13 protein-coding genes are annotated in these 14,920 nt (G+C 60.6%); 9 read left to right on the forward strand and 4 right to left on the reverse strand.

The window, feature by feature from the left end:
• Window positions 1-53: 53 nt before the first annotated feature.
• The gene (locus G7048_RS27360) at window positions 54-461 is read right to left on the reverse strand and encodes a LuxR C-terminal-related transcriptional regulator (RefSeq protein ID WP_166071640.1); all 408 of its coding nucleotides are present in this window, start codon (window positions 459-461) and stop codon (window positions 54-56) included.
• A 278-nt stretch (window positions 462-739) separates the two neighbouring features.
• Between G7048_RS27360 and G7048_RS27365 the strand changes: the two genes are divergently transcribed.
• The 5 genes from G7048_RS27365 (at window position 740) to G7048_RS27385 (ending at window position 4,805) form a co-directional block, all read left to right on the forward strand.
• Entirely contained in the window at window positions 740-1,696 is a 957-nt protein-coding gene (locus G7048_RS27365; protein ID WP_166071641.1) for an SDR family NAD(P)-dependent oxidoreductase, read from the forward strand.
• 14 nt (window positions 1,697-1,710) lie between these two features.
• Window positions 1,711-2,004: a hypothetical protein gene (locus tag G7048_RS27370; RefSeq protein WP_166071642.1), complete on the forward strand. Its 294-nt coding sequence runs from the start codon at window positions 1,711-1,713 to the stop codon at window positions 2,002-2,004.
• Window positions 1,997-3,130: a thiolase family protein gene (locus G7048_RS27375; RefSeq protein WP_166071643.1), complete on the forward strand. Its 1,134-nt coding sequence runs from the start codon at window positions 1,997-1,999 to the stop codon at window positions 3,128-3,130. The genes G7048_RS27370 and G7048_RS27375 overlap by 8 nt, the downstream gene beginning before the upstream one ends.
• A 29-nt stretch (window positions 3,131-3,159) precedes the next feature.
• Complete coding sequence (locus tag G7048_RS27380) at window positions 3,160-4,011, forward strand: MaoC family dehydratase (RefSeq protein ID WP_166071644.1); 852 nt, start codon at window positions 3,160-3,162, stop codon at window positions 4,009-4,011.
• A 146-nt stretch (window positions 4,012-4,157) separates the two neighbouring features.
• Window positions 4,158-4,805: a TetR/AcrR family transcriptional regulator gene (locus tag G7048_RS27385; protein ID WP_166071645.1), complete on the forward strand. Its 648-nt coding sequence runs from the start codon at window positions 4,158-4,160 to the stop codon at window positions 4,803-4,805.
• Between the two features lie 35 nt (window positions 4,806-4,840).
• Here G7048_RS27385 and G7048_RS27390 read toward each other — a convergent pair whose 3' ends face one another.
• From G7048_RS27390 to G7048_RS27400, 3 genes are read right to left on the reverse strand one after another with little or no spacing between them, the layout of a single operon-like run.
• Window positions 4,841-5,902 (reverse strand): CaiB/BaiF CoA-transferase family protein, encoded by a 1,062-nt coding sequence (locus tag G7048_RS27390; protein WP_166071850.1) that lies wholly within the window; start codon window positions 5,900-5,902, stop codon window positions 4,841-4,843.
• A gap of 20 nt (window positions 5,903-5,922) precedes the next feature.
• Window positions 5,923-7,086, reverse strand: coding sequence for an acyl-CoA dehydrogenase family protein (locus G7048_RS27395; RefSeq protein ID WP_371747725.1), 1,164 nt, complete (start codon window positions 7,084-7,086; stop codon window positions 5,923-5,925).
• A 58-nt stretch (window positions 7,087-7,144) separates the two neighbouring features.
• Window positions 7,145-8,680 carry a class I adenylate-forming enzyme family protein gene (locus tag G7048_RS27400; RefSeq protein WP_166071646.1) on the reverse strand — a complete coding sequence of 512 codons (1,536 nt, stop codon included), beginning with the start codon at window positions 8,678-8,680 and terminating at the stop codon, window positions 7,145-7,147.
• A 619-nt stretch (window positions 8,681-9,299) separates the two neighbouring features.
• Between G7048_RS27400 and G7048_RS27410 the strand changes: the two genes are divergently transcribed.
• From G7048_RS27410 to G7048_RS27425, 4 genes are all read left to right on the forward strand, one after another.
• Window positions 9,300-10,628, forward strand: a complete 1,329-nt coding sequence (locus tag G7048_RS27410) for a porin (RefSeq protein ID WP_166071647.1) — start codon at window positions 9,300-9,302, stop codon at window positions 10,626-10,628.
• 233 nt (window positions 10,629-10,861) lie between these two features.
• The gene (locus tag G7048_RS27415; protein WP_166071648.1) at window positions 10,862-11,842 is read left to right on the forward strand and encodes a tripartite tricarboxylate transporter substrate binding protein; all 981 of its coding nucleotides are present in this window, start codon (window positions 10,862-10,864) and stop codon (window positions 11,840-11,842) included.
• A 100-nt stretch (window positions 11,843-11,942) separates the two neighbouring features.
• On the forward strand, window positions 11,943-12,365 hold the full coding sequence (locus G7048_RS27420) for a nuclear transport factor 2 family protein (protein ID WP_166071649.1): 423 nt from the start codon (window positions 11,943-11,945) through the stop codon (window positions 12,363-12,365).
• A gap of 165 nt (window positions 12,366-12,530) precedes the next feature.
• Complete coding sequence (locus G7048_RS27425) at window positions 12,531-14,870, forward strand: cytochrome P450/oxidoreductase (protein WP_166071650.1); 2,340 nt, start codon at window positions 12,531-12,533, stop codon at window positions 14,868-14,870.
• The last annotated feature ends 50 nt before the right edge of the window (window positions 14,871-14,920 follow it).

Below are 14,920 nucleotides of genomic sequence, written 5' to 3' on the forward strand. Positions count from 1 at the left end.
GTCTCGGCAGGCGGTGGAACGTGGATGTGAGGCGGCCTCGCTGCGGGCCGATTTCAATTGCGGGTGGAAAACAAGGTCGGCTCGCAAGCGCCCAGCGTCCGGTTGGCGGAGCCCATGGCCCGCATGTCGAGTTGCCAGAGGTACCAGAGGTTCAGGTACCACATCCACAGTTCGCGCACGCCGCCAATTCCCAGTCGTCGGTAGGCACGTGTGCGATAGGTTCTGACGCTCTCCTCGCTGATCTCCAATGAAAGCGAGATGCCGAGAGCCGTCTGGCACAGGAGAACACGTGCGCACACCTCCATCTCGCGCCTGGGCAAGTCCGTCATGGCCGTGAGGCAGGACTCCACCACGTCGAGTGAGCGCAGTGCGTCAGCCGGATTGGGAAATGGCGATGGCTGAAACGGGTGTCCGGTCAGCAAATCCAAACCGTTGGCACCAGAGAGGGCGACTGTCTCCATAGCTTGTCTCCGTTGTGTTGGGCTGCATCAAGACAGACCATTTATAAAAACTGAATTCAATTTCATATTCACGATACGATGCTCGGTTCGAGTTGTCAATGCCTGACATATGAGCAATTGCCCTAGGGCCAACGAGATCTCATGCGCAGGCTCTCGCGAGCACTGACGGATACATGCGCCGGTTCTCATGGAGCCCAACTTTTTCCAGAAAAAGGGATTGACTTGCCGAATTCAGCTTCGCATAATTGAATCTGAATTCATTTTTAAAGGAGACATCTGTGACGACTTCTGCATCTGCCTACAAGCCGCTCGACGGGCGCGTTTTCGTGATCACCGGAGCCGGTCGCGGCCTCGGTGCTTCCTATGCCAAGGAGGCCGCCCTGCTCGGCGCCAAGATCGTGGTGAACGACATCGGCAAGACGCTGCAAGGCGAATCCACTGGCGAATCGCCTGCCGACGAAGTGGTGCGCGACATCATTGCCGCCGGCGGCGAAGCCGTTGCCGACACCCATGACATCACCGACTACGCCGGCGCTCAGGCCCTGATCGAAGCGGCGGTCAAACGCTTTGGCAGCATGGATGTGCTCATCAACAATGCGGGCATCCTGCGTGACCGCATGTTCGCCAACATGAGCATCGACGAGTGGGATGACGTGATTCGCGTTCACCTGCGCGGCCACTTTTGCACATCGCGCCATGCAGCCGCGTACTGGAAGGACAAGGCCAAGCAGCAAGGTGGCCCCGTGGATGCGGCGATGATCCAGACCACCAGCATTGCTGGCCTGCACGGTCAACCGGGTCAGGCCAACTACGCCACGGCCAAGTGCGGCATTGCCATGCTGGCGCACATCACCCACATGGAGCTGTTCGAGCGTTATGGCGTGCGCAGCTATGCGATCGCACCGAGCGCGCGCACCCGCCTGACACTGAACTCTCCCGGTGCCGTGGAAGTGGTCAACAAGAAGATGGCCAACGGTTTCGACTATTTCGATCCCGACAACGTCGCGCCGTTTGTGCTCTGGCTCGGCATGCGTGGCTGCCCCGCTCCATCGGGTGCCGTGTTCGGCGTGGAGGGTGACGTGGTTCGCCGCTACAACTCGTGGCAAGTGGGCTCCACGGTACGCAACAACAGCAAGCGCTGGACCTTCGACGATCTTCAGGCGGCAGGTGCCGAATTGTTCAAGGGACAGGATCGCGCGTTCTCGCCGATGTCCGACGTCATCAACCACTTCTGATAGCAGGCCACCCTATGACAGTCGCCCAATTGAAGGCGTCCCGCGACCCGGTGACGCAACAGACCTACATACCCCCTCGCCCGCTCGTTGGCGATGGTTCTCTGCGTGAAGCGGAAATGGTGACGGTGCCCGCCCAAGGCGTGCTCTTTGCCTGCACGACGTTTCAGAACGAACTCTACGGCATCGTGGATCTGGACTGCGGCTCGCGCATTCAGACCTTGCTTGCGCCCGGCACCGAGCGCATTGGCGAGCGCGTGACGGCGCACAGCGTGGATGAAAAAGGACAAGCGAGGTTTGGCCATGAGTGATTCGACAAACAAGGTATTGATTGCAGGCGTCGGCATGGCGCCTTTCGCCAACCATGGTCCCGGCAAGGGGCTGGAGCTTGCGCGTCTGGCGGCCACCAATGCGCTCAAGGACGCAGGCCTGACTTATGCCGACATCGACTATGTCGTCGTTGGCACCGCGCATCCGCTTTCGCCACGTGGTATCTATGTGGCCAAGGAGTTGGGGCTGACGGGCGTGCCGGTCGAGCATGTCACCAATGCTTCCGCCACGTCACTTGCCGCCATGCACAGCGCGCGCCAGGCCGTGTTGAGTGGTGATGCCAAGCGTGTGCTGGTCATCGGCATGGACTCTCCTGCCCGCGCCGTTCCGGTGGAAGAGATCATCGTCAGCGAAGGCAATTTTCCGCCCGTCGTTTCGTTCGCTCTGTGGGCCAAGCGTCGCATGCATGAGCGTGGAACGACCCGCGAGCAACTCGCCAAAGTGGCTGCCAAGAACTGGAACTACGCACGCAGCAACCCCTACGCTGCGCGCCAGGCTCCGGAAGAAGTGACCATCGACCGAGTCCTTGCCAGCCGCATGGTGGCCGATCCATTCACGTCGATGATGTGCACTCCATGGGGCGAAGGCGCAGCCGCTGCGGTCCTGTGTGCCGACGATGCCTGGCCCAGTGCCAGCAAGCATCCGCGCATACGCCTGGCGTCCAGCGCTTATGGCAGCGACAGTTGGTCCCGCGAGCTGATTCTGGAAGGTGCCATCGTCGGTCCACCAGAGTTGTCCCGCACCACTGCGGCGAAGGCGCTGCAACTGGCGGGTCTGACGCCCAAGGACGTCGACGTGGTGCAGGTGCACGATGCCTTTGCGGTGGAAGAATTCATCTACTACGAGTTGCTCGGTTTCTCCAAGCCCGGCGAGACGGAAGCTCTGGTGGACGAAGGAGCCTTCGGCCCCGGTTCGCGCCAACGCTTTGGACTTCCTGAGTTCTCCACCCACGGTGGGTTGCTTGCGGGTGGCCACCCCGGTGGCCCTACCGGCTTGGCGCAGATCTGGGAAACCGTGCGTCGTCTGCGTGGTGGCGACAAGGTCGGCATGTGCCATCTGCTCGGCTCCGGCTCCGTTTGCATCGTGCAAATGCTGGTGCGCGACTGAGCATTGCCATCAACACAGGAGACGCCACAGTGCCAGTGACCTACCAGCAACTCATGGATTTGCAGCGGCCCAACCAGGAGGTGCGCTATACCCACAAGGACAGCTTTCTCTACGCGCTCAGCGTGGGGGTGGCTTCCGAGGGGATCGAAGAGTCCACCCTGCCCTTCGTCTATGAACACCGTCCGATGCGGACGATTCCGTCGATGGCCACGGTGCTCATGCGTGCGCCTGTGCCTGAGTCAGGCATCGACTTTCGCGGCTTGTTGCATGGCGAGCAGCGATTGACATTGCACCGCGCCATTCCCGCTGAGGGGACGTTGATCGTCGATGCCGGTGTGAGCGAGGTGATCGACAAGGGCGCGGAAAAAGGCTCCGTCGTTCTGTTCGAATCGCGTGGCCGCATGCCGGATGGCGAGCCGGTGTTCACCACCACCACCGTGCTTTTGGCGCGGCGCGATGGCGGGATCGGCGGGCCGGGCGGAACGCTGCCTGCGCCCCATCCCATTCCCGAGCGAGTGCCTGACCTGACCGTGCGGGTGCCCACGCGGCCAGATGCCTCGTTGCTGTATCGACTCAATGACGACGCCAATCCGCTGCATGCCGATCCGGAAGTGGCCAAGAAGGCCGGTTTTCCTGCGCCTATCTTGCATGGTCTATGCACCTACGGCACAGTCTGCGCGGCGTTGGTGAAGACGGTCTGCGAAGGAGACGCTGCCCGCATGGCGACATTCGATGCGCGGTTTGCCAGCCCGGTCTTCCCGGGCGAGGAGTTGCAGGTGGATATCTGGCACGATCAATCCGTCGTGTCGTTCCGCTGCAGCGTGCCTGCACGCCATCAGGTGGTGCTCGATCACGGTCGCAGTGAGATCAGAAACGCCTGAACCACGGGTTGTACTTCACTCGTGAAACAATCACTCTGACCGTGCCGATGGGGCTTGACCCAGAGCGGTGAATCACACAACTGGCGGGCACCGATGCGGTGCCCGCCAGTTCCGCTTTGGTCCCTGTGATAAATTCAAAGACATCAATGCAATCAACCGCACCAAGTAGCAGCGTGGACGCCATTCCTAAGACAATCGTACAGCGACGCAAGTCGGAAGCGACGCGAGAGGCCTTGCTGGAGGCAGCGCGTGTCGTGATCGCACGCGATGGCTACACCAATGCCCGCATCGTCGACATCGCTCGCGAGGCGGGCAAATCAGCCGGCGTTTTCTACAGCTATTTCGAAGACAAGACGCAGCTGTTCTCCGCATTGGTGGAGGCGTTCTACGAAGACATCAAGCGTGTGACGCCAACGCCCAAGGAATACGACGACAACCCTGCTGAGGCAGTCAAGAACTCCATCAACGCGTTCTGGCATGCCTACCGCCACTTTCACCCTGAAATGGTGGGACTGCTGGAAAGTGCACTGTCCGATCCGGCATTGCTGGAAGTCTGGCGCAATATTCGCCAGCGCGGAATACGCCGCTTTGCCTATCGCATCAAGAAGCAGCAAGCGAACGGAAAATGCGTCGGCATGGATCCGGAGCTATCCGCGACAGCGCTGCAGGGCCTGCTGGAATTCACCTGCTTCAACTGGCACTCGGAAAAGCTGGATTTCCCCGGCAAGCGAATCGACGACGCCAAAGCGACCGAGGAGCTCTACCAGATCATTTCCCGGGTGCTTGAACTCTGAATTCTGAATTCCAACGGCACTCGGTGTTGCGGTGTTCACCGAGCAGACCATTGCTTCTTGACCTCTTGCAGCGACCGAATGCCCACGCTGGCGTTCGCGCTGGATGGTGTTCTTGAAAATCGCGGTGCGGGGGCTGGCTGCACCTGCTTGTCCACCGTCACGAAGCAATCTCGTGCGATCAGATGCTGGTCCGTGCGGCTTTCACGCAGTTCCAGAACCGGGGCAACACAAGCATCGGTTCCGGCGAACACCGCCACCCATTCGTCGCGTGTTCGTGTCCGCATGATCTGCTCGGCACGCTCGTTCATTTCGGGCCAGCGGGATCGATTGTGCTGGTAGTCGAAGCATTCATCGTTCCATCCCGCACGTTCACGGAGCTGGACATAGAACTGGGGCTCGATGGCACCGACGGACAGGTATTTGCCATCCTTGCAGACATAGGTTCGATAAAAAGGCGCAGCGCCATCGAGCAGGTTGCTGGAGCGATCTGCGCGCCACTCATCTTCGTCACTCAGTGAATGGAACAGGGACATGAGCGACACGGCGGCATCACATATCGCCACGTCCACCACTTGCCCCAGTCCGGATTTCTGCGCCTCGTAGCAGGCAGCCAGCACGCCGCTCACAAGATAGAGGGCACCGCCGCCATAGTCTCCCACCAGATTGAGCGGCACCGGCGGTGGTCGGTCCTTGTCCCCCATGGCATGAACAGCGCCCGAAAGCGCGATGTAGTTGAGGTCATGTCCAGCGGTGCTTGCCCGTGGACCGCGCTGGCCCCAGCCGGTCATGCGCGCATAGACCAGACGCGGGTTGCGCGCATGCAGCACCTCGGGCCCCAGACCCAGACGTTCCATGACGCCCGGGCGAAAGCCTTCGACGAGCACGTCACTTTGCTCCATCAAGGAGAGAAGTGATGCGCGTGCTGCGTCATTCTTCAGATCCAGAGTGATGGTTTTGCGCCCGCGCACGGTGGCGCCGCGCTCGTGAATCGCGGCTTCTCCGCCCCGCTCGACTCGCACGATGTCGGCACCCATGTCTGCCAGCATCATGCAGGCAAAGGGAGCGGGACCGATGGAGCCAATCTCCACCACCCGCATCCCTTTGAGTGGGCCGTTGCTCACGATTTGCCGCGCCCCACGAGCGAGCGACCAATGATCTCTTTCATCACCTCGTTGCTGCCGCCCAGAATGCGCTCAATGCGCGCGGCCACCCAGAGGCGAGAGATCGGAAACTCGCGCATGTATCCCCAGCCGCCGTGCATCTGCAGGCCCTTGTCCGCCACGCGGCCGAGCATCTCCGTCAGCCACAGCTTGCCCATGGCGGCGCGAGTGGGTTCGAGCTTGCTGTCGAGGTATTGGCGCAGCATGTCGTCCACGAAGGAGCGGCCCACTTCCACGTCGGTCTGCATCTCTGCCAGCGTGAAGCGGGTGTTCTGCATGTCCGACAACGGCGCGCCGAAAATCTCGCGCTGTTGCACGTAGTCGGTGGTCCATTTCAACGCGGCTTCGGCCTTGGCCTGACAGCCGATGGCGATCGACAGGCGCTCGCGAGCGAGACCATGCATCAGTTGCTTGAAGCCATCGCCGGGCTGGCCGAGCACGGAATCATCCGGCACGAAGACATTCTCGAAGAACAACTCCGAGGTGTCCTGACCGTGAATGCCGACCTTCTCCAGATTGCGACCGCGCTGAAATCCCTTGGTCGTGGTGTCCACGAGGAACAAGGTGATGCTGTTCTTGTCGGCCAGATCGGTCTTGGCGGCCACCACGACCAGATCGGAGGTCTGACCGTTGGAGATGAACACCTTCTGGCCATTGATCAGCCATCCACCTTCCGTGCGCGTGGCGTTGGTGCGCATGCTGCGCAGATCGCTGCCGGCACCGGGCTCCGTCATGGCGACGGCACCAATCACTTCACCCGATGCCATTCTGGGAAGCCAGCGGGCTTTCTGCTCCGCAGTGCCAAACTTGATGATGTAGGGGGTGACCATCTCCGAATGAATGAAGAAGCCGGGACCCGAGATGCCGTGACGAGCAAGGCCTTCGATCATCAGGACGGCATGCAGGAAGTCGCCGCCGGGGCCGCCATGCTCGTCCGACATGCTGGGGCACAGCAGTCCGTTGGCACCGGCCTTGAGCCAGGCGTCACGATCCACAAAACCTTGGTCTTCCCAACGTGCCTCGTTGGGCAGCAATTCTTCCAGCGCGAATCGCTCGATCTGGTCCTGATAGATCTGATGCTCCTCCTGGAACGGCAGATTGCGCTTGCTCAGTGATTCCATTGCATTGACTCCGAAAAATGAGGGTAGACGGGGGTGTTGGTGTCGATTTCGACGCGTATCAGTTCTGCTTGGCTTTCCACTCGGTCAGCAGGTCGACCTTGCGGACCTTGCCCACGCCCGACAGCGGCAGCGGCACTTCGCGCAAGACAACGGTGCGTGGTGCCTTGTAGTGCGCGATGCGTTCGCGGCAGAAAGCAATCAGCTCTTCGGGACTGCTGGTTCGGCCCGGTTTGAGGCACACCACCGCATGGACGGATTCACCCCATTTCTCATCCGGAACGCCAATCACGGCGGCCGATTCCACGGCATCGTGGAACATCAGCGCGCTCTCGACCTCACCGGCAAACACGTTCTCGCCGCCCGTGATGATCATGTCCTTGAGTCGGCCGGAGATCGTCACGAAGCCGTCGTCGTCGAGCATTCCCAGATCGCCCGTGCTCAGCCAGCCATCGCGAATGGCCTGTGCCGTAAGCACTGGCTCTTTCCAATAGGACTTCATGATGCCGGGACCCGCCAACTGGATCTCGCCCACTTCGCCATTGGGTGCCACCTTGCCCTCGGCATCGACAATGCGCAGCATGAACGCCGGTATGCAACGCCCTGCGGATTTGAGCTTGCCTGCCAGCGGACCTTGCAGCACATGGCGATCCGGAAACAGCACGGTGCAGCCGCCGCCAGCCTCCGACTGCCCATAGATCTGGACCAGCCCTACGCCCGGTGCGTCGGTGAGGAGTTGCAGCAGCAGCGGCTCCTGAATGGGCGCTGTGCCATACAGAATCTTCTTCAAGCGGGTGAAGACCTGCTTGCGCCCGGTGGCGGCCTGCAGCACCCCGGCGATCATGGTCGGTACCATGATCACCACACTCACTCCCTCATTTTCTATTCCGTCGAGCACTCCCGCCGGCGAAAACTCCGGCATGAAGCTGTGGCGTCCAAGAGCCGCCGTCGCGGCCATGGAGACCGTGAAGTCGGCCAAATGGAACATCGGTGCGTTGTGCAGGAACACCGTGTTCTCGTCCAACTCGTAGTTGTCCTTCGCGGACATCGCCTGAATCAGCACCGCAATATGGGTCAGTTCCACCCCCTTCGGGCGGCCGGTCGTGCCTCCGGTATAGAAGATGGCGGCGGTGGCATCGTGGTGGCAAGGCTGAAACGGCATCTGCGGTTGCTGCGCCAGCGGGTCGCCCTTCCCTCCCCATTGGCTCAGGGGCGTGAGCTGCGAGGCGCTCATCGCAGGCAGCCTCTGCTCGAATTGCCGGGCCAGCCCTGCATTGCGTTCGTCGTGGAGCAGATGCGCGCATTCGCAGTGCTCCAGGATATAGGTCTGCTCAGCCACACTCAGGCGGGTGTTCAGTGGCACCAACACCATTCCGGCCCAGAACACCGCGTAGTGCGCTTCCAGACACTCCGGCACGTTGGCGCTCAGCACCGCGACTCTGTCACCTGCTTTCAGGCCCAAGGCCTTGAGCTGTTCGGCACGCGCCGCCACGCGCTGCTGCAGTTGCTTCCAGGTGGCGGACGCTCCCTGATATTGAACAGCCGTGGCGTTGGGGCGCTTCTGGACCGCGCCCACGAGCAATTGATGCACTGACATTGCCGTTGTCTCCTATTTATGTGAAGTTGAATTCAAATTCAATTTCAGCAATTCTGACGTTGATCTTTGCGCATGTCAATTTGCTTGTTGTCAGTAGAAATACGGGGGATCTCATCAATGTGCGGGGTTGATGGCGTATTTGTGAGTAATTGATTGAACCTGTGTGTGGATGTGGTCGCCATGTGGCTGCAGCCCGTCCGGCTTCTCGGGCATTTGGCAAGGAGATGGCCCCGGTTCTTGCTGGTTCTGCCCTCTCCTTTTCCAGTGGGCCAGCGGGTGCACAAACGCAGTCGATGGGCATGGTCTGTGACTTTGTCCCCCTTGATGGGGACTGACGGTTTTCTGAATCCGCTTTCAAATTCCACGCCAAGACAAGCCCAAGACAGCACATCGCCAATGCCGTGTGTGTGGTCGATGGGCCGGCGTTCAGACCACCCATTGGAGACACCCATGATGACCAGATTACGCGAATAGAAAACCGGCCGCGCGTTGGCCCGCGACTCCGCAACCCCGCGAATCACCGTTCATTCGAGCGACTAGGCCGCCCTTCTCGCCTCACGCTCGATCCTCCCGGCTGCCCGGCCCGGACTACCTCCGTCTTTTTAGAACAAGGACCATCATGAAATCCTTCCAACCGAACAAGATCGTCAGTCATCTGGCCTTCACCGCCTTCGCATTGGTCGCCTCCTGCCCTGCGATGGCGAACTCCGAGATTGAAGAATTGCGCAAAGAACTGGCTGCGCAAAAGGAGTTGATCCAACAACTGATGACCGCGCAAAAGAACGCGCCCGCCTACACACCACCGCCAGTGTCCGTGGAGCCACCAATTCCTGCGGCAGAAAAAGTGCTGACCTTCTACGGTATCGCCGATGTGGGCGTTCAGAACACCAACAGCGGTCAAGGCAGCAAGTGGTCCATCGGGACCGGCGGCTGGCTGGCGTCGCGTTTCGGTTTGAGCGTCAACAAGCCGATCACTCCGGACCTCAAGGCAGTGGCCGTCGCGGAAGCGGGTGTTCAATACGGCACGGGTGCGGCAGGCGCGGCTTCGGTCACGCCGGGCATCAACAACGGCTATGCATCGTCGTCGGCATCGACATCGGCGGGCACGCAATTGTTCGGTCGCCAGATCTACGCGGGCGTCAGCTCCAAGACTTTCGGCGCGGTGACCGCGGGTCGCCAATATGCCGGAACGTTTGCTCTGAACGGCATGACCAACGCATTGGCTTTCAACGGCTACGGCTACTCGGGCTCCATCATGGGTGCCAACGGCATGCCGACCCGCGTGAACAACTCCGTGGTCTATGTCAGCCCGTCGCTCAATGGCTTCAGCGGCCAACTGCTGTATTCCACCGGCTCGGACAACAACACCAATGGCGATGTGCCGATCGCTGCAGGCTCCACGATCAAGTCCAATGACAAGGCCGGTCGCGGACTCGATCTCGAAGCGCATTACATCAACGGCCCGGTGCTGGTCGGTGCATCGACCTGGAACTTCTACAGCACGACCTTCACGGGCGCTGAGACCGGGCTGTCCAAGCGCAGCGGATTCCAGGTGGGCGGTGCCTACGATTTCGGCCCCATCAAGGTGTTCGCCAACTACATGGACGGTCGCATCAAGGGTGGCGGCTACGAGAACGTCACCAAGGCCTTTTCCAAGACCGGCGCGTACAGCCTGAGCGCCATGGTTCCGTTCGGCAAGCACCGCTTCTTTGCCAGCGTCACGGACTTCAACGACAAGTCGGTCAACAACATGGACGCCAAGCTCTACGGTATCGGGTACACCTACCAGGCCGAAGAAACCACCAAGTACTACATCGCCGCAGGCCATATGAACAACAGTGCCAAAGCGGCGTTCAGCCTGCCCGATGGCGGCAGTCTGGTGGGCAACGTGCTCACGCCGGGGCGTGGCGTGACGGGCTTGATGGCCGGCGTCACGCTGGGCTTCTGAGCGATTCTGGCACGCACCACAGACCCGCACAACGAACGGATTCACGGGAGAGACTTTTCGGACAGGGCGACTTTTTGACAGGACGGCATTTTTCGCGCTGGCGTTTCGTTTCCTTCCTGGTGGGGAGTGCGAATGCTCGGAAATGAAATTTCATCGCTGCAGCCCAACTGTCTGAAGACCCCCCGAAAATTCCCGCCTGAATCAGCGACTCACATTCTCCAAAGAGGTACTACATGGACCGCAGACAATTCATCGGAGCCAGTCTGGCAGCGTTGCCCTTCGCTTCGGCATGGGCAGACGACTACCCCAAGCGCGCCATTCGCTGGATCAACCCTTTTCCCGCAGGCAGCCCGACCGACGCCGTGGCCCGCAAGCTTGCGGAGTTCGCTTCACCCATCATCGGGCCGCCCATCTTCATCGACAACAAGGCGGGAGCCAACGGCTCCATCGGCACGCAGGAAGTGGCGCGATCCGCTCCGGATGGCTACACCATGGGCATCGCGATCGGCGACTCGCTGATCAGCGTGGCTTCCCTGCTCAAGAACCCCGGCTACGATTCGCGCAAGGACTTGTCGTTGATCTGCAAGTTCAGTTCCTCGACCGCCGTGCTGTTTGCCAACGCGCAATCGGGCATCAAGTCGCTGAGCGAACTGATCGCCAGGGCCAAGGCCAAACCGGAGTCGCTTTCGTATGCGTCTTTTGGGCAAGGTACGCAGCCGCACATGATCATGGCGTCGCTGGAGGAGGTGACAGGTGCGCGCTTCGTGCATGTGCCCTACAAAGGCCTGGCACCCGCCATGCAGGACATTCTGGGCAACGCCGTGCAACTGTCCGTGGGGCCACCGGTGATGATCGCCCAGTACATGCAGAAGAATCAGCTGTTCCCGTTGGCGATTCTGGGGCCGCGTCGCACGGAGTTCCTGCCGCAGGTGCCGACCTTTGTCGAGCAGGGATTCGACAACCCATTCCTGCGTGAATCCACCTGGTGGGCTGGTTTGATCGGTCCGAAGAAGTTGCCTCAGGCCATTGTGGATCGTTGGGGCGACGTGGTGAAGCAGGCGATCTCCAAGCCAGAGTTCGCGCAATTTCTTGCCACAGGCGCTGGCGGACAGTTGCCCACCTTCGTGGGGCCGGACGCGTTTGCCAAGGAGCTGGCTTCCGAGTGGGAGATGACCAACACGCTGCTGCGCAAGCTTGGAGTGACGCCGCAGTAAATGTGACGTCGGGCGGCATGGGGCGTTGCATCCGCAATGCTCAGTAGGCGACATCGCAGCGCCAGGAGCACTCTGGCGCTGCCCAGCTTCGAGGAACGGCATGACTTTGGAAAACGCGACTACTCAGCAGGCGCTGCAGACACAGATTCGAGCCGTTGCCGAGCGTTTCTTCACAGCCATCGAGCAGGCGGACATCGAGACGGTTCGTGACTGCTATGCCCGGGATGCCGTGATCTGGCACAACATCGACGACAAAGAAAAGTCGCGCGATGAGAACATCGTCGCCCTCAAGGCCATGGTGGGACGAATCCATGATCGACGCTACGAGCAGCGTCGTCTGCACGTGTTCGAGAGCGGGTTCGTGCAACAGCATGTGCTGAAGGGGACGCGCACGTTCGATGGGCGGGCCGTCGCATTGACCGCCTGCATCGTCTGCGAAGTCCTCGACGGAAAAATCACGCGCTTGGACGAATACCTCGACTCGCCCCAGGTGGCCGAGTTTCGCAAACAGGCGGGTGCATAGCGGCTGACACACCAGCGGAATCTGCGATTCATGCAGAGCGAACAAATTTCTTTTGAATTTTTATTGAATATGAATTCATATTTACATTAAACCGCGAAGTACCTATGATTCATATGTGCGCACGGCTTTGCGCATTACCTCATCACTGCATTCAACGGGGCGTTCATGACTTCATCCAGCATATCCACCCAGTCCAGTGGCTGCCCAGTGGCCCATATGGGCTCTACCGTCCGGAGCACCGGCTGCCCGGTGAGCGCTGGAGCGGCGGCGTTTGACCCATTCGAGCCGGCCTATCAGAACAAGCCCTTTGAATATGTGCGCTGGGCGCGTGAGCAGGAGCCCGTGTTCTTCAGTCCCCAACTGGGCTACTGGGTGGTGACGCGCTACGACGACATCAAGGCCGTTTTTCGCGACAACATCACCTTCAGTCCCTCGATTGCGCTGGAGAAAATCACCCCCGCCACACCGGAAGCCGTCGAGATCCTCGGCCAATATGGCTATGCGATGAATCGCACGCTGGTCAACGAAGATGAGCCCGCGCACATGGAGCGCCGTCGGGTGCTGATGGAGCCATTCACTGCCGAGGCATTGCGCACGCATGAGCCCATGGTGCGTCGTTTGGTGCGCGAGTATGTCGACCGCTTCATCGACCAGGGTCGCATCGATCTTGTTGACGAAATGCTGTGGGAGGTGCCACTGACGATTGTCCTGCACTTTCTGGGCATCCCCGAAGAGGATATGGGGCGTCTTCGCGAATACTCGATGGCGCACACCGTGAACACTTGGGGGCGCCCGCGTCCCGAGGAGCAGGCAGCCGTGGCCCATGGCGTGGGCAAGTTCTGGACGCTGGCCGGTGAAATCCTCGAGAAGATGCGCCGCGACCCTTCCGGTCCGGGTTGGATGAAATTCGGCATCCGGCAACAGGTCAGTTACCCGGATGTCGTCACCGACTCCTATCTGCATTCGATGATGATGGCCGGCATCTTCGCTGCCCATGAAACCACGGCCAACGCATCGGCGAATGCGGTCAAGCTGGTGCTCTCGCATCCGAGCGCATGGCAGGACATCTGCGAAGACGCCGGTCTGATTCCGGGCGCTGTGGAGGAGTGCCTGCGTTTCAGCGGCTCCATTGCGGCGTGGCGTCGCATGGCGACGGCAGACACGCAAGTCGGAGGGGTGTCGATCCCACAGGGTGCAAAGCTGCTGATCGTGGTGGCATCGGCCAACCATGATGACGCGCGGTTTACCAATCCGGACCTCTTCGACATCCGTCGCCCCAACGCCGATGAACACCTCACCTTCGGATACGGCTCTCATCAATGCATGGGGAAGAATCTGGCACGGATGGTTTTGCAGGTCCTGCTGGGCGAGCTCACCCAACGGCTGCCTCACATGCGGCTTGCGGAGCAGACCTTTTCGTATGTTCCGAACATCGCTTTTCATGGTCCGGAACATGTCTGGGTCCAGTGGAATCCTGCTTTGAATCCGGAGCGGGTGAACCCCGCATTCCAGATACGCGACATTCCAGTGCGCATCGGCGAAGCCGCCAAACAGGCGCATGAACGCTCCGTGCGTGTGGAGGCCACTCATGCGCTCTCGCCGGGCATCCTCCGACTGCGCATGGTTGCCATCGACGGCGCGGCACTCCCGCGTTGGACACCTGGTGCGCATATTGACGTGCAATGCGGGCAGACGGGCATCTCGCGCCAGTATTCGCTGTGCGGCGATCCGGCGGAGACTGGGGCATACGAGATCGCCGTTCTCAAGGAGGCGGAAGGTCGAGGTGGCTCGCGCTGGATCCATGAGCAGGCCCGCGCAGGATCAATGCTCACGATCCGTGGCCCGCGCAATCACTTCCAGTTCGACGAGAAGGTCCGCCGCGTCGTTCTTGTCGCAGGGGGCATCGGCATCACGCCCATTCAAGCCATGGCGCGCAGGGCCAAGGCGCTTGGCATCGACTACGTCATTCACTACAGCGGCCGTTCGCGCGCGGACATGGCTTGCTTGAGCGAGCTCGATGCGCTGCATGGCCCCCGTCTGGTGGTCCACGCGTCCGACGAAGGCTCTCGTGCCGACTACCGGTCACTGTTTGCGTCATACGTACCCGGCACACAAATCTATGCCTGTGGCCCGGCGCGCATGCTTGAAGCGCTGGAGCAAGCCACCACGCACTGGCCTGCCGACAGCCTCAGAAGCGAACACTTCCACGTGCAGGCTGCGGTCGATTCCAGCTTGAACCAAGCTTTCGAACTGCACTTGAAGGACTCGGGGTTGGTGCTGCACGTCGCGGCGGATCAGACCGCATTGCAGGCACTGCGTGAGGCCAATATCGATGTGCCCAGCGATTGCTGCGAAGGACTGTGCGGATCTTGCGAAGTCCAGGTGCTGGAGGGCGAGGTGGAGCACCGCGACGTGGTGCTGACCCGCAGCGAACGCGAGGCCAACACCAAGATGATGACCTGCTGCTCGCGCGCTGCAGGAGCCCGACTGGTCATCCATCGCTAGCGCACGTCAAGTCCTACCCGTTTGAATGAAAGACAACACAACAAAGAAGG

It is taken from the genome of Diaphorobacter sp. HDW4B, from assembly GCF_011305535.1.
Taxonomy (GTDB): domain Bacteria; phylum Pseudomonadota; class Gammaproteobacteria; order Burkholderiales; family Burkholderiaceae_C; genus Diaphorobacter_A.

Bases quoted from the DNA above. Each gene is read 5' to 3' on its own strand.
- G7048_RS27360 (WP_166071640.1), bottom strand. From the start codon at position 461: ATGGAGACAGTCGCCCTCTCTGGTGCCAACGGTTTGGATTTGCTGACC.
- G7048_RS27370 (WP_166071642.1), top strand. From the start codon at position 1,711: ATGACAGTCGCCCAATTGAAGGCGTCCCGCGACCCGGTGACGCAACAG.
- G7048_RS27375 (WP_166071643.1), top strand. From the start codon at position 1,997: ATGAGTGATTCGACAAACAAGGTATTGATTGCAGGCGTCGGCATGGCG.
- G7048_RS27385 (WP_166071645.1), top strand. From the start codon at position 4,158: ATGCAATCAACCGCACCAAGTAGCAGCGTGGACGCCATTCCTAAGACA.
- G7048_RS27390 (WP_166071850.1), bottom strand. From the start codon at position 5,902: ATGCGGGTGGTGGAGATTGGCTCCATCGGTCCCGCTCCCTTTGCCTGC.
- G7048_RS27395 (WP_371747725.1), bottom strand. From the start codon at position 7,086: ATGGAATCACTGAGCAAGCGCAATCTGCCGTTCCAGGAGGAGCATCAG.
- G7048_RS27400 (WP_166071646.1), bottom strand. From the start codon at position 8,680: ATGTCAGTGCATCAATTGCTCGTGGGCGCGGTCCAGAAGCGCCCCAAC.
- G7048_RS27410 (WP_166071647.1), top strand. From the start codon at position 9,300: ATGAAATCCTTCCAACCGAACAAGATCGTCAGTCATCTGGCCTTCACC.
- G7048_RS27415 (WP_166071648.1), top strand. From the start codon at position 10,862: ATGGACCGCAGACAATTCATCGGAGCCAGTCTGGCAGCGTTGCCCTTC.
- G7048_RS27420 (WP_166071649.1), top strand. From the start codon at position 11,943: ATGACTTTGGAAAACGCGACTACTCAGCAGGCGCTGCAGACACAGATT.
- G7048_RS27425 (WP_166071650.1), top strand. From the start codon at position 12,531: ATGACTTCATCCAGCATATCCACCCAGTCCAGTGGCTGCCCAGTGGCC.